The organism is Paenibacillus sp. J31R98 (genome assembly GCF_056269245.1).
Genome location: NZ_JBWDNO010000007.1, coordinates 22,018 through 40,425, shown reverse-complemented (window position 1 = coordinate 40,425; position 18,408 = coordinate 22,018). Strand labels below are relative to the sequence as shown.

Here is an 18,408-nt window from a genome sequence, read left to right as displayed (position 1 = left end):
TCAAAGTTAGCAATAAGTCTTGGCAGCAAGATCAATCATAAGGTTCACACCGCTTTTGAGCGGGGGTTAGAGTGAGGGAATGTCGCAGGAGCAAGGCTGAAGTGAATGCTGATGCTGGTCTTGCTTGAGATATGCCACCGCCGAGCTCCCTTCTGTAACACCCGCTCAAAAGGGTTAAATTAAAGGAGGCTTCATTTACATGGCAGTTACATTGTACTATGAAAAAGATGCAGACCAAAGCGTTCTGCAAAGCAAAACAATCGCAGTTATCGGTTACGGTAGTCAAGGTCATGCTCAAGCACAAAACTTGCGCGACAGCGGTCTGAAAGTCATCATCGGCCTTCGCCCTGGTAAATCCGCAGAGAAAGCTAAGAACGACGGTTTCGAAGTTCTGGCAGTTAGCGAAGCTGTAAAGCTTGCTGATGTTGTTCAAATCTTGATGCCGGACGAGACTCAAGCACGCGTGTACAAAGAAGAAATCGAGCCGAACCTGAAACAAGGCGCAGCTCTGATGTTCTCCCACGGTTTCAACGTTCACTTTGGTCAAATCAAACCTCGTAAAGATACAGACGTATTGCTCGTTGCTCCTAAATCGCCGGGCCACATGGTTCGTCGTACGTACGTGGAAGGCTTCGGCGTTCCTGGCCTGATCGCTATCGAGCAGGACGCTACTGGCAACGCGAAAGCAATCGGTCTTGCATATGCAAAAGGTATCGGCTGTACTCGTGCAGGCGTTATCGAAACTTCCTTCAAAGAAGAAACAGAAACAGACTTGTTCGGTGAGCAAGCAGTTCTCTGCGGCGGTGCTACTGCACTCGTTAAAGCAGGTTTCGAAACATTGGTTGAAGCTGGCTACGCTCCAGAAATGGCATACTTCGAGTGTCTGCATGAGCTGAAGCTCATCGTTGACCTGATGTATGAAGGCGGTCTTGCTACAATGCGCGACTCCATCTCGAACACAGCTGAATACGGCGACTATGTAACTGGTCCTCGTATCGTTACTGACGAGACGAAGAAAGCGATGAAAGCCGTTCTGACTGATATCCAACAAGGTAAATTCGCTCGCGACTTCATCTTGGAGAACCAATCGAACAATGCATTCATGACAGCAACTCGCCGTAACGAAGCAGCTCACCCAATCGAAGTGGTTGGCGGTCAACTTCGTGAATTGATGCACTGGATCAAGAAATAATTTTCCTGAACGTATAATGCCCGGATAAGCGTACCGGTCCCTGCGTCTCCCCTAGGAGGCGTCAGGGCCGTTTCGCTATCCGGGAACAAATAATTCTTGAGGCTCGAGGTGCAGCTAATGCGTAAAATTTATATTTTCGATACGACGCTTCGTGACGGTGAGCAATCTCCTGGCGTGAACTTGAATACGAAGGAAAAGCTTGAGATCGCTTACCAGCTAGAGAAGCTGGGCGTTGATCGGATCGAAGCCGGCTTCCCAGCGGCTTCCCCGGGCGATCTGGCTGCGGTGAACGCTGTTGCCCGCGCGGTCAAGAATGCCTCTGTCATCGGTCTGGCGCGTTCCCGCGAGCAGGACATCGATGCAGTGGTTGAAGCGCTGAAGGGCGCGCAAGATCCTTGCTTGCATCTGTTCCTCGCGACGAGCCCGATCCACCGCAAGCACAAGCTGCGCATGGAGAAGGAACAGGTGCTGGAAACAGCGGAGCGTGCGATCCGGTATGCGAAGCAATATTTTAGCAAAATCGAATTTTCGGCGGAGGATGCAGGCCGTACCGAGCTTGATTTCTTATGCCAAGTAACGGATATGGCGATTCGCGCAGGCGCGAGTGTCGTTAATATTCCGGATACGGTCGGTTATATGAACCCTTCCGAATACGGTCATATCTTCAAGACGCTCAAAGAGCAAGTGCCGGGCATCGAGAAGATCCAACTCAGCGCTCACTGTCATGACGATCTTGGCATGGCGACAGCGAATGCGCTGGCTGCAATTCTGAATGGCGCTGACCAGATCGAGGGTACGATTAACGGTATCGGCGAGCGTGCTGGTAATACGGCGATTGAGGAAGTGGCGATGGCGCTTGCGACTCGCGCAGACTTCTTCGGTGCGACAACGACGCTGAACCTGAAAGAAATTGCGAAGACAAGCCGTCTTGTTAGCAAGCTGACAGGCATGGTCGTTCCAGGCAACAAGGCGATTGTCGGCGCGAACGCGTTCGCACATGAGTCCGGTATCCACCAGGACGGCATGCTGAAAGAGAAGACGACGTATGAGATCATTTCTCCAGAGACAATCGGCCTTCGCGATTCCAAGCTCGTGCTTGGCAAGCACTCCGGCCGTGCGGCATTCCGTGAGAAGCTGATCGATCTTGGCTACGAGTTGGACGAAGAAGCAGTGAACACTGCTTTCGCGAAGTTCAAAGACCTCGCAGACAAGAAGAAGAACGTCATGGACGAAGACATCCGCGCGATGCTCGAAGAGAAGCTGACGGACTCGCCGGAAGTGTATTCGCTTGAGACGATTGAAGTCAGCTATGGCAACAAGTCGGTACCAAGCGCTACAATCCGCGTTCGTACGGCGGAAGGCGAAGTGAAAGAGCAAACTGCAGAAGGCAACGGCTCTGTAGATGCGATTTACAACGCAATCGACGGCTTAACGACGGAGAATGTTGAGCTAGAGGACTACTCCATCAAGTCCGTATCGCACGGCAAAGATGCGCTCGGCGAAGTGCATGTTGTGCTGAAGCAAGATGAAGTATCTGCGCAAGGTCGCGGCCTGAGCACGGATATTCTCGAAGCAAGCGCGCGTGCATACATTGACGCTTTGAACCGGTTAATTGAGAAGCGGAAGTCTCCGGGCCGACGCGACAAAATGAGCCTGATCTAACTGAATGAAACGCTCCGGTCATCCTTATAGGGATAGCCGGAGCGTTTTTTTGCGCTATAGCGGATGTGAACGCCATGGTATAATAATGAAAAATAGCGAACCGGGGGACAACAAGTCAGATGCTATTCGTATGGATCGTACTATGGATTGCCTCGGCGCTGCTAATCGCGGCGAATCGCCGGAATGCCGCCGGACGCTGGCTAAGCTTCGTCTCCTTCTGCGGAGGGATGGGCGCACTTGCATCCGTGCTGGAAGGCTGGATCGTCACGCTGCTTGCAAGCGGCGACATCGACACAGCAGGCGAGCATGTGCTGCGCATCATTCAACGCTGCTGCTCATGGACGAGCTACTACGGCTTGCCGTACGGGTTCCTATGCTTCGGAGCATCATATCATGCGGAGCTGCTGCCGGAGAGGCTGTCACGGCGCATGCCGCTGCTTGCACTACTGCTTCCGCTTGGGATGCTTGCACTGCCGATTGCGGAGGACTATCCGGTGCACTACAACCTGCTCGCGATATGGGCAGTTCCATACTTCTTACTAGGCGCCATATTGCTGCTGACGAAGAAGCATGTTCATCCTGCCGAACGCAGAGCGCATGGCATTCTGCTCGTAGCGGTGATGCCTGCTGTCCTTGCTGCAGTGACGATGAATTACGTGCTGCCGCTGCTCGGTCTGTACCGGATGTGGCGGTACAATGTATATCCGATTGGTTTTGCCTTCGTCATCTTTATCGTTGCGCTGTTCAATTTCGGCTTCCTCGGCGTGCAGCTGCTCATTGAGCGTCGCCAGCTGAACTACTCGCTGCGAGCGATCACGAGCGGGACGGCGATGTTGAACCATGCGATCAAGAACGATATCGGCAAGATGAAGCTGTTCACGGACAAAATAAAGCGAGAAGCCGGAGCAAATGCGGAGCTGCAAGCGGATATCAGCGTAATCAGCTCAGCCGCACAGCATGTCGAGGCGATGATCCGCAGCGTACATGAACGGACACAGGAGCTGCAATTGCAGCTGCGTGAAGTGAGCTTGGCCTCGCTTGTGCAGGAGCAGGTCGCAGCTCTCTCGAACGATGCAGCAGCGAGAGGCATCACGATAACAACACACTATGACGACAAGGCGTTTGCGATTGCGGATGCAGCGCAAACATCTGAGGCGATCCATAATGTACTGCAGAACGCCATTGATGCGATGCCCGGCGGCGGTCAGTTGACGGCAGCTGTTATTGCCGGCAAACGAGGCAGCACGATTGAGATCACGGATACAGGCGTCGGAATCGAGAGGTCGCAGCTGCGCAAGGTCATTGAGCCGTTCTTCACGACGAAGAGCGGCAAGACGATGAACTTCGGACTCGGGCTTGCCTACTGCTATCAGCTGATGCACAGGCAAGGCGGCGAGCTGCGGATTAGCAGCGAAGCGGGAGCGGGCACGATTGTGCGGTTCCATTTTCGCGCGGTAAGAAAGAAGGGGGCGCAGGCGTACGATGGCACATAACGAAGAAACGTTAATCCGCATCATGCTAATAGAGGATGACCCGGATTGGCGCAGAGGACTGTCTGCGTATTTGAATGGGCAGCCGGATATGCAAGTGATAGGTGAAGCCGATAACGCTGAAGCCGCGCTTGCAATTGCGCCGACTGCTGGAGCGGACGTCATTCTACTAGACATCATGCTCGCCGATAGCCCGGATGGACTGCGGCTTGCTTCCGAGCTGTCCGGCAGCGGCGCACAAATAATTATGCTAACGTCGATGGAGGATCGCGCCTTCGTCGTGGAGGCATTCCGCGCCGGTGCCGTGAACTACCTGGTGAAGTCGGACTTCACCGCCATACCTGAAGCGGTGCGATGCGCAGCGGTTGACCGCTCTTCGATCGACAGTTCTGCGGCACGCCAAATGTTGGAGGAATTCCGCCGCCTGAAGAGGCTTGAACGCGAATATGAGACCGATAAGTTCAAGCGGATGCTGACGCCTTCGGAGGTGCAGCTGCTAAAGATGATTCATGAGGGCAACAGCCAAACGCAAATCGCGGAGAAGTCTTTCCTGTCGCTGCGTACGGTGAAGAACCACGTGAATAATATTTTGCGTAAGGTGGGCGGGAAAAGCAGTAAAGAAGCCGCGCAGCGAGCGAAGGACAACGAGCTGTTCTAACAAGAACGCTCCGTCACCTTTATATGCTCAGCCTATAAAAGTCATAGCTATTATATCTTTGTCATACCAAGGCGGTTATGGTACAACTAAGGAAGAGTGAGAATCATAATCAGAGGGTGAAGTAGGCCCTGAATAAAAGGAGTGTCTTTCGACTATGGCAGACGTTAAAAAAATTGCAGTTATCGCCGGTGACGGTATCGGACCAGAGGTTGTTGGCGAAGCGCTTAAAGTATTGAAGAAAACGGAAGAATTGTACGGCTACCAATTCGAAACAACTCACGGCCTGTTCGGCGGTATCGCAATCGATGAGACTGGCACGCCGCTGCCGCAAGAAACGCTTGATATCTGTAAAGCAGCTGACGCTGTTCTGCTCGGCGCTGTAGGCGGACCGAAATGGGACAACAATTCGAAGGAGCTTCGTCCAGAGACAGGCCTTCTCGGTATTCGTAAAGCGCTTGGCTTGTTCTCGAACATTCGCCCTGCGAACGTATTCGACTGCTTGAAGGAAGCTTCCACGCTGAAGCCGGAAGTGCTTGAAGGCACTGACCTGATCGTAGTGCGCGAGCTGACTGGCGGCATCTACTTCGGCGAGAAGTTCCGCCGTCAAGGTGAATTCGGTGAAGAAGCGGTAGATACTTGCGTATACAACGTGGTTGAAGTTGAGCGCATCGTGCGTCAAGGCTTCGAAATTGCGCGCACTCGCCGCAAGAAGCTGGCATCGGTTGATAAAGCGAACGTTCTTGAAACTTCCCGTTTGTGGCGTGAAGTGGTAAACCGGATCGCTCCTGAGTATCCGGATGTTGAGCTTGAGCACGTGCTCGTTGACAACTGCGCAATGCAGCTGCTCCGCCGTCCTGCAAGCTTCGACGTTATCGTAACGGAGAACATGTTCGGCGATATCATCAGCGACGAAGCAGCAATGCTGACTGGCTCGATCGGTATGTTGTCCTCCGCTTCGCTTGGCGAAGGCAGCTTCGGCTTGTACGAGCCGGTACACGGCTCGGCGCCTGACATCGCAGGCCAAGGCATCTCGAACCCGATCGCAACGATTCTGTCGGTTGCGCTTATGTTCCGCCTGACATTCGGCTACCACGAAGCAGCACAAGCGATCGAAGATGCGGTTAAATCCGTGCTTGACGCAGGTCACCGTACAGGCGACATTGCTGTGGATAAGAGCAAAGCGATTGGCACAACGGAGATGGGCGATCTGATCGTTGCTGCAATCAAGAAGTAATCGTATACCTAATTCGATCCCGAAGCCGTTACAGGCTTCGGGTTTTTCTATACACTGGAAACAAAGATAAGCAGGAATTTTGGTTTCTGGGCGCGAATAAGTTATACAAAGTTTCAGATCATTTTAAGATGGGTAATGCACTAAGGAGGGAGACAGGCATGAGCTTTTGCTGTGGAGCTAGTATGATCGGCACGAATGGTACGCTGAAACATTTTCGCACGCATATTCATAATGTTCCTATTCTTTTTTGCCCCGTTTGTCACCGTGTGGAGATTCACCATATGATTGAGAATGAGTATGAAATTCTGGCTGAATATGCACATGGCGACGGCGCATCTGAAGTCGACTTCATTGAATATGTGGAGCAGGAAGAACAGGAATTGTTCGAGAACTGCGTCAATAACGAGAACGAAGATCCGATGGATGTCGTGACGAACCAAATTGATATGGCGCTCGACCTGCTTTGTTTTGCGAAACAAATCGGAGATGAGAGCTGGGAAGCAGAATTGAAACGCCGGCTCAGCGTACTAAACGGGCGGCGCAACAAGCTGATGCAGCGAAGAACCTCTGAAGGGTATTGTTGATGGATAAAACCGCCTCCTGAAGAAGGAGGCTTTTTTTATTGAGTATATTGTTTACACTCGCAAAGAAAGTTCTCGCCGCCCAGCAGCGAAACTTTTTTCGATTTACCCCCTCAATCTATTCAGTCAACACGAAAAATGTAAATGTGAGGTGGAGCGGTTGCTACTGGTACTGTTCAAACGAATTTTCGGCGGCAAGCATGAGAAGTCGGCAGGCACCCAAAGCCTTCATATTGCTCCAGAGGAAGTTGTGGAGCAAATCAGGCGCGGAGAAGCTTCGCGCAGTGATTTTATCGCGGCATACAAACCGTATATCGCGAAGGTGACCAGCCGATTCTGCAAGAGATATATAGATCCGGAGCAGGCAGATGAGTTCAGCATTGCACTTGTCGCCTTCAACGAAGCGATCGAGCAATTCAAAGGTCAGGCAGGAAAATCGTTTCTCGGCTTTGCCGAAACGGTCATTCGGCGTAGGCTTATTGACTATGTCCGAAAAGAGCAAAGGCATCAGGGTACAGTTCCTTACAGCGCCTTCGATCAAGATGACGAAGAGGAAATGACGGTTAATCCGATTGAGACGAAGGAAGCGCTTCATCGTTATTCGATCTCGCAAGAAGCAGAAGCGCGCCGCATGGAAATCGGCGAGTATGACGCAAGGCTGAAGCAGTTCGACATCTCCTTCATGGAGCTATCGGATCTATCGCCTAAGCATACCGACTCGAGGCTGCTTCTAATATCGATCAGCCGGCTGCTCGCATCTAATTCACATCTGTACGAAGTGCTAGAGACGAAGCAAAAGCTGCCAATCAAGGAGCTGTGCGAGATGGCCAGCGTATCAAGGAAGACCATTGAACGTAATCGTAAGTACATCATCGCACTTGCGTTATTACATAATGGAGATTATCCGTATTTGCAGCAATACATAGAACCGCAAGATCATGCATTGCCGGAAGAGGCTGAAGCAAGGGGGGTGAGAGCATGAGTCGTGGAATTGTGATGGAAACAAGCGAGAAATTCGTCGTCGTTCTCATGTCGGACGGACAGTTTCGCAAAGTAAGAACAACGCGTAAGCCGCAGATAGGCGAAGAATTCTCTTTTACAGAACAGAGGCGTTTGCAAAATCCTCGCAAGCTATACAGCGCGAGCGCAGGCGCCGCGGCGATCTTGCTCCTCCTGATTGTACCGTTCCTCGTGAACTATTGGGGAAATCAGCAACCGGTAGTTGCTTACTTAACGATGGACGTCAATCCGAGTATCGAGCTCGGCGTGACGAAGGATGAGAAGGTCGAGGAATTGCGGGCGATCAACGATGACGGCGCTGACGTAACGGACGGCCTCGTGTATAAAGGGCTATCGCTTGAGGAAGTGACCGAGGCGATCATGGACCGCATTAGTGCCGGACCGTATCTGAACACCGGCGAAGGCGATGTCATTATTACGAGCGTGCTCGTCGACGATAAGAAATCGGCTCCTGATTATGAGAACGCCGTTACGACGCATATGGACGCAGCCGTTCATAAGTCGCTCGAGAAGACGGAGAAGGGCCGCAGCTTGAAGGTGGACGTAACAACGCTTTCCGCCCCAATCGAAGTCAGGGATGAAGCGAAGAATGACGGTCTATCGGCTGGGAAGATGGCGTTCTACCTGATGGCGAAGAAGAAGGGCTACGACATCACGATTCACCAGCTGAAGACGGAGTCGATCCATCAGGCCGCGAAGCCGATGGGTGGTGTGGCGGCGGTTGTGAATGATGATGCTTCGTCGAAGGGAGATGCGACTGCCAGGAAGCCTGCTGCTCCATCCGTCAACGATAAGTCGAAGGATACCAAGCAGACTGCCAAAGCGGACGTTAAACCAGATGCAGCCACTGTTACAGGTGCTACTGATGCAAAAGGAGCTGCTGGAACTGCCGAAGCTGCTACGAAAGCGGACAAAGAAAAGCTGCGGGAAGCGCAGAAGCAGCAGCTGAAGGAGCTCCTGAAGAAAGAACAGGAGAAGCGCCAGAAACGCGAGGAAGCGAAGGCTGCGAATAAAGGCAACGGTAATGACAAAGGCAAGGACAGCGGCGGTAAAGGCTTGGATGACCGGCGCGGAGACGACTGGCGCGACAATCACAAGAACGATGGCAAGAAGGAAGATGACGGCGGACCGTCGTCCTCCGGTTCTCCATCTGGGAAAGATCAAGATGATCGTCGCGGCGACAGTGGCAAGAAGCAGGAGCAAGAGCATAAAGCGCATGAAGGCGGCCAGGAAGATGCAAAAAACACTTCCTATGGTCGCCCTAGTGGCGTTCAAGGCAATGATTCAAACGGGTCCGGCTCGGGTAAAAATAGTGGGCAGAATTGGAATAACGGACAGAGCAAGGACGGAAATGGCAATGGAACTGGCAGCAGCGGCAAAGGAAACAGCAAGGACAAAGACGGCCAGCAGCAGAGCCATAGCCAGACGCAAGGGAAGAACGAGAAGGACAACGGCAGCAATAAGAGCAGCGGAGATAAGAAAAGCGAAAGCAGTAAGAATGATGGAAAGAGCAACAATGACAAGAGCAACGGTCAGAGTAGTCGCGACGACGACAAAGACGATCGCAATAATAGCAATAGTAAGGGACAGAAGGACAAAGACCGCAAGGGTCGCGACTAATGTCACCATAAGGGAAGGCGCAGGCACTTATTGCCCGCGCCTTTCGCCCCATTTTGCGTCGAGCCAATTCGACAGTATCTTCGGTTGACAGAAATTACCTATAATCTCTATGATTATTGTAAGCGACCTCAGACTCGGAACCTGCATGATACAAGGCAATAAGAGGGTGGAGGAGAGTATTGAACGTGGAAATGATGCATATACGGGAGAAGTCAGACATTATCCATGCTCGGGAACGAGGCAGGGATATCGCGAAATCGGTCGGCTTTAATCTTGTGGATCAGACGATTATTGCATACACAATTTCCGAACTAGCTCTCAAGCTCATATCCTTCGCAGAGAAGGGTCATATGACCATTCGGCAGCTTTGTAATAGCAAAGGTGAACAACCCAGCGGTATTGAAATCAGATTATTCGATCATTTTCGCGGGCCGAGTCGGATTCAGCAGCAATGGATCGATAAGCTCGCCGCAGATGTGGAGCTGACCCATGATCTGCTTCGCGGGACGATGATTACGTTTCGGAAGTGGATTCATTCGGAGGTGCGTTACAGCTCACCGAACTGCGCGGCAGGAGAGGAGTAGGAGTAATACATGCAGGCCATGCAAGCCATTCGAAAGCGCTACTTCCCGGCACTCGCAGAATATATGCGAAGCGGGAGCGAAGCCTCTTTGTTTGAGGCGACTGAAATCGGCAAGCTGCTCCATGATATTCACCCTGAAGACATTATTGCGATTCATGAAGAATCCATGCAGAAGCTTGTTGCTAACGTGGACTCGGATGAGGCGCTCAGCTTATACAGCCGTTCGTTTATTTTTCTCATAGAGCTCATGGTTGCTTTCCGATTCCGTTTGCAACCCGATCAGACGCCAGAGCAGCGGTTCAGCGATATGCGCGACATGCTGCTTAGCTCGCATCGTTCTGTTCGTATGGTCAAAAATAAATATGAGAACGTGCTGCAGCATATGGACAGCGGCATCGCGATCTTTGACAGCGACGGCATTCTCTCTTTCGTCAATGTGCAGATGGCCAAGCTGCTCGACATTCCGCGCAAGACGCTCATCGGTTGCAATATTGTCGACATGCTATGGCATAGTCAGCTGAACCACAGCACGAAGCGGATTATTCTGCGAGTGTTTAAGGAAGTGCATTTGCGCCGCAGCCGCTACCTAGAGTTCCAGGATGCGAACGGCCGGTTTCTGCTCGTAACCGTCACCTACGGGGATCAGCTGGACGGCGATTATCTGATCAGCGTGAAGGACGTAACCGAGTATAAGCAGATTGAGCAGTCCGCTTATCAGAATGACAAGCTCGCGATGCTTGGGAAGATCGCGGCAGCCATCGCGCATGAGATTCGTAACCCCCTCACATCAATTCGCGGATTTATCCAGCTCCTCAAGCCGCATCTTGCGCAGCTTGGCAAAGAAGAGTATTCGCGCATTATCCTCACGGAAATTGACCGTGCCAACGATATCATCTATGAATTTCTCAATTCTTCGAAGCCTTCCGCGCCGATGAAGCAGAAGGTACCGATTAATTCGCTGCTCAAGGAAGTCATCTTGCTCTCGGATAGCGAAGCGCTGCTGAATGGCTGCCAGATTCATCTGGAATCGTATGATGAGGAGCTTGCCATCTCCATCGACGTCAAGCAGGTGAAGCAGGTCATCTTGAATATGATCCGCAATGCGATCGACGCCATTGGCGAGATGGAGACGCAGCGGAGCGGGCGCATCGACATCGTCACTCGCCGCGACGGACGTGATGCGGAAATAACCATCCGTGACAATGGCAGAGGCATGGATACGATGACGAAGTCGAAGCTGTTCGATCCGTTCTTCACGACGAAGGCGTCGGGCACTGGGCTTGGCTTGTCAGTCAGCTATCGAATCGTCCGCAATCACGGCGGCAAGATTCGGGTTTCGAGCAATCCCGGTGAAGGCACGGAGTTCAATATCTATTTGCCATTGGCGGAATAAAAGATTAGAATCGGGTATGACCCGCGGCTCATGGAACAATGGGCCAAATTGGCTGCAATGAAATCGGGGAAACCCGGTTTTTTTGTGTTGTCAACAGACAGGATTTCGTAGATGATTGAAGTGAAGGAGCGATTAGGAAAATGAGTGTTCAATTTATATATGCAAATGGGTCGGCAGCTAGTGGTGCTGCGGATGTTCTCGTTGTATTCGTTACGAAGGATGAGCTTAAGCCTTCATCAACAACCGGGGCCGGATGGGTGCATCCGAAGCTGGATGAGGCGCTGCGCCAGCATGCCGCGAAGGAGCTGTTCAGAGGAGAAGCGAAGGAAACGCTTGTCATGCCGACGCTTGGTTTGCTTCCGGAGTCGCATGTCCTCTTCGTAGGGATCGCGGCGAAGGGCAAGTTAACGGCGGATAGCCTGCGCGATGCGGCGGCGGTCGCTGCGAAGGCGGCAACGCGCCTCAAGGCAGCAGCGGTGAAGCAGCAGCTGCCGGAGGCTGTACTCGGCAGCGCGGCGGGCGCAGGAGCTGGCGCTTCAGCGTTCACGGTCGGCCAAGCGGCGCAGGCGATGACGGAAGGCTACGCGCTTGGATTGTTCGTTCGCAAGACGGCGAAGAAGGCGGATGCGAAGCGGCAGTCGACCGTGGCGACGGTCACGTTCACGCCGGCTCAGAAGCTGAAGGCCGCGGATGTGGAGTCGCAGTGGAAAGCTGGCATTAAGCGAGGCGTTGTCTTCGCGGAGTCTGTTATCTATGCGCGCGACATTACGAATTTGCCGGGCAACAAGCTGACGCCGCAGGTGCTTGCAGAGGAAGCGGAAGCGTTGGCGCAGAAGTACAATCTCGATTATGAGATTTTCGATGAGATCGCTGCTGCGGAAGAAGGCATGGGCGGACTGCTCGGCGTTGGGCAGGGCAGTATTCATCCGCCGCGCATGGTCGTTATCCATTATGAAGGTGCGCCGGGCAATGACGAGAAGTGGGGCTTAATCGGCAAAGGGATTACGTTCGATACCGGCGGCATCTGCATCAAGCCGAAGCTTGGCATGGAAGAGATGATCTCGGACATGGGCGGTGCGGCGACCGTGCTTGGCGTCGTGCGGATACTTGGCGAGCTTCGTCCGGCGATCAATGCGGTTATTGTCATTCCGACTGCGGAGAACATGCCGTCGGATCGGGCATTTAAGCCTGGCGACGTGCTGACGATGATGAACGGCACGACGGTTGAGATTGTGAACACGGATGCCGAAGGTCGTCTCGTGCTCGCCGATGGTCTTACAACGGCGCTTCGCCGCGGCGCGACGAAGCTGATCGACGTTGCGACGCTGACAGGCGCGGTGCTGGTGGCGCTCGGCGATGTCTCCACAGGCACGGTGACGAATGACGAGCAGCTGCATCAGCAGGTCATCGAAGCTTCGCAATTGACAGGCGAGCGGATCTGGCAGCTGCCAGCGTACCCTGAATTCCGCAGGCAGCTCGACAGCGACGCAGCGGACATGAAGAACGGGGGAAGCCGTTACGGTGCTGCGAGCATTGCCGGCTTGTTCATCGGAGCGTTCACGGAGGATAAGCCGTGGGTGCATCTTGATATTGCCGGAACCGCATGGCTTGAGCGGGATAAGGTATGGGAAGTGAAAGGAGCTACGGGCGTTATGGTCCGTACGCTGGGAGAATTGTTCACGCAGGGATAGTAGCTTGTGCTTTGCTTGGCTGAAGGACATCAAGAGTAACGGGCGGAGGAGTTCAAGTTCATGTCTTTTTGGAATCACATCATCTCGGTGTTTATGCGTAAAGAGCTGTCCGAGCAGCGCCGTGGGCTGTTAACTGCCATTAGGGAAGGAATCCCGGCGGTCATTGTCGCTAACCTGCTTGGCGGTCCGATTCTGACCATCTATATTGTCTATCTAGGCGGGACGGCTTCGGACGTCGGGCTCGTTATGGCCATTCCTGCATTGGCGAATCTGGTGCAGCTCGTTGCAGCGTTCTACATGCAGCGGTTTACGAACCGACGGCTGCTCCTCACGATCTTCGGATCGCTTCACCGGATATTGTGGGTAGCAACCGGATTGATTCCATTCCTCGTGCCCGAAGAGCTGCGCGTAGGCGTCTTTATCGGCTTGTTCCTCATGTCGTTCATCTCAGCTTCGGCTAGCAGCGTCTTCTGGACCTCTCTTGTTGCTGACATGGTGCCGCCGCAAGTGCGGGGCAGATACTTCGGCATTCGCAACACGATTCACTGGGCGGTCGGCAGTATCGTGCTGCTCGTTGGCGGCCAAATTCTAGAACGGATGAACGATCAGACGGGCTTCATCATTCTGTATGCGATTAGCGCGATCTGTGCGCTATGGAACGGCATGGAGCTGTGGCGTTACCCGAATCCACCGTTCCAGAAGTCGGAGGCATCGAGCTCTGCTGCGCTGTTCTTGAAGCCGCTCAAGGATCGGGGATTCATGAAGGCGACGGTGTTCATTGCCATTTACATTTTGCTGCAAAATATGGTTGTTCCATTATTCTCCTATGTTATGCTGGAAACACTGCACATTAGCAAGTGGATGCTTACGCTCATTACGACGGTGCAGATGGTAGTTACGATGTTCAGCTACTATTATTGGGGGAACCTCAATACGAAGTATGATGCGCGGACGCTGCTGCTCTGGGCACTCCCGATTATTGCGGCTTCCTGCGTGCTGTGGGCTGGCATCGAGATTATTCCGGTTATTGCAGTGCTGATGCTGGTGAATATCGTGCTCGGCTTTGGTCTTGGCGGCTATAACTTGCTTATCTTCAACTTTATTATTGGGGATACGCCGAAGTCGGACCGACCGATGTATGTGGCACTATTCGCGGCATTGACGGGCATCACCGGTTTCATAGGCCCGCTTGTCGGCGGGTGGGTCTATAGGGAGATTGAAGATAGTCCGTACTGGCTGCAGAGCTACGGCATTTCGCTGCTTGTGGGTGTAGCGCTGCTCGTACTGGCGCTTGCGATTGGTCCGTTCGTGCTGCGCGAGGAGCATCAAGGATTCGACACCGAGCAGGCAGGGGTAAAGTAGAGGTAGAGGTATAATTTATTCGATGAGAGGAGATTTTTAGTTATGAAGCTAGGTTTTCTCATTATTGATATGCAGCATGTCCATTTGCAGGAGGCAGACAAGAAGGTAATCGACAGAGCCTGCGAGTATATTAACTATAGCGCGGGTATACTTCGGTCGAAGGAACACGTCATCATTCATATTCAAGATGTTGAGGGGATGGAAGAGTCCGATCGGGAAGCGTATCAGACCATTCCTGCAGTTCCGATCAAGGAGAACGACCTCGTTGTGACCAAGGAGTTCTCGAACTCGTTCTGGAAGACCGAGCTAGAGGAGATTTTGCGCAAGCAGGATGTTGAGCTGTTGATTATCTCCGGCAATGCCGCGGAGCACTGCGTACTGGCCACCTATAATGGAGCAAAGGAGCGCGGGTTCAAGCCGGTCATGCTTCAGAATGGTATCGTCAGCGCATACAGCGAGGCCATCACCGCTACATATCGCGACAGGAATGTGATTTCTCATCCTGTCATTTCATACTTAGTGAATCTGTAAGAGCAGCTGGAAGCTGGAAGGAGAAGCTACGATGTTATATGGACCAGGTGCACGCAAGGACAGCGGGAATGCCGGTGACAGTGATCGTGTTCCGCCGGGGCAGCGGGTGACGGCAGGATTCCCTGTTCTGCATCATGGCGAGGTACCCTACTATCGCAACATGGGGCTATGGAATTTGCGCTTGTTCGGACTTGTCGAAGAGGAAGCAGAGATATCGTACAATGAATTCATGCAGCTGCCGCGGCAGCAGTTCGGCAACGACATTCACTGTGTCACCACATGGTCGAAGCTCGATAACACTTGGGAAGGCGTAGCGGTCGCGACTATTATGGAGCGGGTGAAGCTGAAGCCGGAAGCGAAGTTCGTTATGCTGCACGCCGAGCACGGCTGGTCGACGAACCTGCCGCTTGAGGATTTCTTGCGCGACACGTCATTCCTTGCGATTAAGCACGGTGGCGAGATTCTGTCGCCGGAGCATGGCTACCCGGTTCGCATGGTCGTGCCGCATCTCTACTTCTGGAAGAGCGCCAAGTGGCTGCGAGGTATTGAGTTCATGGAGAAAGATAAGGCGGGATTCTGGGAGCGGAACGGGTACCATATGTATGGCGATCCCTTCAAAGAAGAAAGATATGATTTTGACTGAGAAAAGTTTTGGAATACGGTTTATCTCGCCGATTGTAACAACAAGAGAAAGAGCCATCCCATTGCGGGATGGCTCTTTTCTTCGCTTACCCTAACAATTCAACCTCCGCGATTTGCAACGAGTCAGCTCCACAGTTATGCAACACATTCAAACGGTAGAAGCTGAACGCCCCAGCCTGCTTCACGGCGAATGCGCGTGTGTGCTGTCTCCACGTGAAGACTTCATCCGCTCTCGCATCCAGTACGGTCCAGCTCACTCCATCGTTCGAAGCAAGGAGCTCCCAGCTCTTAGGATCCTGCTGCTCGCCATCATTAGCTGAGGTGATGGTGTACATGTGCACAGCTCCTGCTTCCTTCAGCTCATATTGAATCCAGCCAGTCGGCCCCGATGCCTGCCATTTCGTCGAAGAATTGTTGACGAATGCCTGAGCCGCTGTGTGGCCAGCTGCTTCATTCTCTCCGCTTGCCGTAACCTTGCCTCCGTTAGCCAGATCCCGCAACGGCTGCGGCGGCAGCTCGCCTGCAGTCAGTGAAGGCGGCACGTCGTCTTTCCCTGAGCCCCAGCTTGATGGAGATGGCCCCATATCGAACTCTAGAACAGCTCCATTTGCAAGATCCTGGTGCACGAAGTAGTTCTTCGAATAATCTTGCCCATTCACTTTCAAACCCTGTACATAGATGTTCTCGTCATTCACATTCGGAGCATGGATGACAATTGACTTGCCATTCTCAAGCTGAATCGTCATCTTCTTGAAATAAGGCGCACCGATCGCATATTCAGGACGTCCTACGCTTACAGGGTAGAAGCCCATCGCAGCAAACAGATACCATGCGGACATTTCGCCGTTATCTTCATCCCCTTGATAGCCGTTGCCTGTCCCAACTCCTGAATCATACAGACGAGTGACAATATCACGAGCACGTTCTTGAGTCTTCCAAGGTGTACCCGCATAGTTGTACATGTAGATCGTATGGTGAACAGGTTGATTCGAATGCCCGTACTGTCCTCTATCGATATCGTAAGCCTCAACCATCTCATGAATGACGCGGAAGTACCCACCTTCTTCGAAATCCCTAGGCGCATTGAATACATCGTCGATCTTGCCCGACAGTCCATCTCTTCCGCCATACAGATTGGCAAGCCCTTGTCCGTCATGCGGGACAGCTACGCAATAGTGCCAAGCATTCCCCTCTGTGTATTCGAAGCCCCAGCGAATCGAGCTGAACTCTTCATCAGAGGTGCGCCAAGTGCCATCCTCATTCTTGCCGCGGAAGAAGCCAACGGACGGCGAGAAGATGTTCACATAATTCAATGCCCGGTTATAGAAGTATTTGGCGTCATCTTCTTTGCCAAGCGCAGATGCCAGCTGTGCAATACCAAAGTCGTTCAGATAGCTCTCAAGCGACCAGGAGGTCGATTCACCCACTTGATCCTGCGGGGTATAGCCGAGGAACACGGAGCGATCCATGCCTTTGCGCCCTTTGGAGGAATCACTGCTATAGGTTGCTGCATTCCTAATCATCGAATCGTAGGCAGCTTCCACATCAAAGCCCGTAATTCCCTTCAAATAAGCATCTGCAAAAATAACTTCTGAATTTGTACCCACCATGCAATCTACGCAGCCCGGAGCAGACCATCTCGCCATCCAGCCCCCGTCCTTATAGCCCTTAAGGAAGCCCTCCGCCAGCTCTCCAGCTTTACCTGGCGTCAGCAGCGCGTACATGGGCCATGTTGTTCGGTATGTATCCCAGAAGCCGTTGTTTACATAGATTTTGCCTTCCTTGATCGGGTTGCCCTTCACATAAGGCGTTGCATATTTCGGAGTGCCTTCAACATTCTCGTAAGCAGAGTTTGGATAGATAAACAGACGGTATAGGTTGGAATAGAGTGTGATCAACTGATCTGTGGATGCGCTTTCAACTTCGATCTTACTCAAGATGGCATCCCAGGCATCTTGCCCAGCCAGCTTCACTTGCTCGAAGGTGCTGCTGCCGATTTCCTCTAGCAGATTCGCCTTGGCTTGTTCAACGCTGATAAAGGAGGTAGCAATCTTCATGATCACTTGACGCTCTTCATTCGTCTCAAATTCGATCCAAGAAGTGAGGTCACGGTAACCTTCGACTTTATTTGAGCGTACAAAAGGCTTGCTGAACTCCGCATATACGTACATTCTAGGCACCAGACTCAAGAATCCATCCGGGTAATCGACATGTCCTGTAACGACTCCATTCGCTTCATCCCAAGCAATCGAGGCATCCAGATTGTCAAACGTATCGAACAGCAAATAGGAACGATCCGTTGGGAAGCTGAAACGAACACAAGCCGCATGGTCTGTCGGAGCCAGCTCTGTAAGGATGCCGTTATCGAACTTCACGCTGTATACGTGCGCCTTGGCGGTTTCATTCGCGTGATCGAATGAAGCTCCCCTGGCGTCTCGATCCACCGTGACTTGATCGGACATCGGCATGAACTGGAACGTTTGGCGATCGCCAATCCATGGGCTTGGCATATGACTGATCGTAAACGCCTGAATGCTGCTGCTGCTGTACTGGTAGATCCATCTTTGCTCGCTTGCGTTCGTCATAGGCGACCAGAAGTTGAAGCCGAATGGAACGCCTGTGGCAGGAAACGTATTCCCTTTCGAATACGACGAATCCGAATTGCTCCCTCTGAGTGTATTGACGTATTCTGATACTCTTGTGGCTGCAGACTTACGAATCATGAAATGCCTCCCCCTATTAATAACTC

Annotated in this window: 15 protein-coding genes; 14 read left to right on the top strand and 1 reads right to left on the bottom strand. The window is 52.5% G+C overall.

The features are described from left to right. The first annotated feature begins 199 nt into the window (after positions 1 to 199). The 14 genes from ilvC to AC0YNX_RS22710 all read left to right on the top strand — a co-directional run bounded on the left by ilvC (position 200) and on the right by AC0YNX_RS22710 (position 15,660). Positions 200 to 1,192, top strand: a complete 993-nt coding sequence (gene ilvC, locus AC0YNX_RS22775) for a ketol-acid reductoisomerase (RefSeq protein ID WP_126019080.1) — start codon at positions 200 to 202, stop codon at positions 1,190 to 1,192. Positions 1,193 to 1,309: 117 nt separating this feature from the next. Continuing rightward, entirely contained in the window at positions 1,310 to 2,854 is a 1,545-nt protein-coding gene (locus tag AC0YNX_RS22770) for a 2-isopropylmalate synthase (protein ID WP_475818010.1), read from the top strand. Between the two features lie 119 nt (positions 2,855 to 2,973). After that, a complete protein-coding gene (locus AC0YNX_RS22765) occupies positions 2,974 to 4,347 on the top strand; it encodes a sensor histidine kinase (protein WP_475818009.1) in 1,374 nt (457 codons plus the stop codon). Further along, entirely contained in the window at positions 4,337 to 5,002 is a 666-nt protein-coding gene (locus AC0YNX_RS22760; RefSeq protein WP_475818008.1) for a response regulator transcription factor, read from the top strand. Before AC0YNX_RS22765 ends, AC0YNX_RS22760 begins: the two co-directional genes overlap by 11 nt. Positions 5,003 to 5,156: 154 nt before the next feature. Next, entirely contained in the window at positions 5,157 to 6,236 is a 1,080-nt protein-coding gene (gene leuB, locus AC0YNX_RS22755; protein WP_475818007.1) for a 3-isopropylmalate dehydrogenase, read from the top strand. Positions 6,237 to 6,394: 158 nt separating this feature from the next. Continuing rightward, positions 6,395 to 6,820, top strand: a complete 426-nt coding sequence (locus AC0YNX_RS22750) for a hypothetical protein (RefSeq protein WP_475818006.1) — start codon at positions 6,395 to 6,397, stop codon at positions 6,818 to 6,820. A gap of 157 nt (positions 6,821 to 6,977) precedes the next feature. Next, positions 6,978 to 7,799, top strand: a complete 822-nt coding sequence (sigI, locus tag AC0YNX_RS22745; RefSeq protein ID WP_475818005.1) for an RNA polymerase sigma factor SigI — start codon at positions 6,978 to 6,980, stop codon at positions 7,797 to 7,799. Further along, entirely contained in the window at positions 7,796 to 9,457 is a 1,662-nt protein-coding gene (locus AC0YNX_RS22740; RefSeq protein ID WP_475818004.1) for an anti-sigma factor domain-containing protein, read from the top strand. The genes sigI and AC0YNX_RS22740 overlap by 4 nt, the downstream gene beginning before the upstream one ends. A 185-nt stretch (positions 9,458 to 9,642) precedes the next feature. Next, positions 9,643 to 10,041: an ATP-binding protein gene (locus tag AC0YNX_RS22735; RefSeq protein ID WP_475818003.1), complete on the top strand. Its 399-nt coding sequence runs from the start codon at positions 9,643 to 9,645 to the stop codon at positions 10,039 to 10,041. A gap of 18 nt (positions 10,042 to 10,059) precedes the next feature. Further along, a complete protein-coding gene (locus AC0YNX_RS22730) occupies positions 10,060 to 11,433 on the top strand; it encodes an ATP-binding protein (protein ID WP_475818243.1) in 1,374 nt (457 codons plus the stop codon). 140 nt (positions 11,434 to 11,573) lie between these two features. Next, a complete protein-coding gene (locus AC0YNX_RS22725; RefSeq protein ID WP_475818002.1) occupies positions 11,574 to 13,124 on the top strand; it encodes a leucyl aminopeptidase in 1,551 nt (516 codons plus the stop codon). Between the two features lie 60 nt (positions 13,125 to 13,184). Continuing rightward, entirely contained in the window at positions 13,185 to 14,486 is a 1,302-nt protein-coding gene (locus tag AC0YNX_RS22720) for an MFS transporter (RefSeq protein WP_475818001.1), read from the top strand. Positions 14,487 to 14,528: 42 nt separating this feature from the next. After that, the gene (locus AC0YNX_RS22715; RefSeq protein WP_475818000.1) at positions 14,529 to 15,017 is read left to right on the top strand and encodes a cysteine hydrolase family protein; all 489 of its coding nucleotides are present in this window, start codon (positions 14,529 to 14,531) and stop codon (positions 15,015 to 15,017) included. Between the two features lie 31 nt (positions 15,018 to 15,048). Then, positions 15,049 to 15,660, top strand: coding sequence for a sulfite oxidase-like oxidoreductase (locus AC0YNX_RS22710; protein ID WP_475817999.1), 612 nt, complete (start codon positions 15,049 to 15,051; stop codon positions 15,658 to 15,660). An 85-nt stretch (positions 15,661 to 15,745) separates the two neighbouring features. Here AC0YNX_RS22710 and AC0YNX_RS22705 read toward each other — a convergent pair whose 3' ends face one another. After that, a complete protein-coding gene (locus AC0YNX_RS22705; RefSeq protein ID WP_475817998.1) occupies positions 15,746 to 18,382 on the bottom strand; it encodes a GH92 family glycosyl hydrolase in 2,637 nt (878 codons plus the stop codon). Between the last annotated feature and the right edge of the window lie 26 nt (positions 18,383 to 18,408).

Coding starts and splice junctions, on each gene's coding strand:
- AC0YNX_RS22750 (WP_475818006.1), top strand. CDS start 6,395: ATGAGCTTTTGCTGTGGAGCTAGTATGATCGGCACGAATGGTACGCTG.
- leuB (WP_475818007.1), top strand. CDS start 5,157: ATGGCAGACGTTAAAAAAATTGCAGTTATCGCCGGTGACGGTATCGGA.
- ilvC (WP_126019080.1), top strand. CDS start 200: ATGGCAGTTACATTGTACTATGAAAAAGATGCAGACCAAAGCGTTCTG.
- AC0YNX_RS22740 (WP_475818004.1), top strand. CDS start 7,796: ATGAGTCGTGGAATTGTGATGGAAACAAGCGAGAAATTCGTCGTCGTT.
- AC0YNX_RS22720 (WP_475818001.1), top strand. CDS start 13,185: ATGTCTTTTTGGAATCACATCATCTCGGTGTTTATGCGTAAAGAGCTG.
- AC0YNX_RS22705 (WP_475817998.1), bottom strand. CDS start 18,382: ATGATTCGTAAGTCTGCAGCCACAAGAGTATCAGAATACGTCAATACA.
- AC0YNX_RS22725 (WP_475818002.1), top strand. CDS start 11,574: ATGAGTGTTCAATTTATATATGCAAATGGGTCGGCAGCTAGTGGTGCT.
- AC0YNX_RS22710 (WP_475817999.1), top strand. CDS start 15,049: ATGTTATATGGACCAGGTGCACGCAAGGACAGCGGGAATGCCGGTGAC.
- AC0YNX_RS22730 (WP_475818243.1), top strand. CDS start 10,060: ATGCAAGCCATTCGAAAGCGCTACTTCCCGGCACTCGCAGAATATATG.
- AC0YNX_RS22760 (WP_475818008.1), top strand. CDS start 4,337: ATGGCACATAACGAAGAAACGTTAATCCGCATCATGCTAATAGAGGAT.
- AC0YNX_RS22715 (WP_475818000.1), top strand. CDS start 14,529: ATGAAGCTAGGTTTTCTCATTATTGATATGCAGCATGTCCATTTGCAG.
- AC0YNX_RS22765 (WP_475818009.1), top strand. CDS start 2,974: ATGCTATTCGTATGGATCGTACTATGGATTGCCTCGGCGCTGCTAATC.
- AC0YNX_RS22770 (WP_475818010.1), top strand. CDS start 1,310: ATGCGTAAAATTTATATTTTCGATACGACGCTTCGTGACGGTGAGCAA.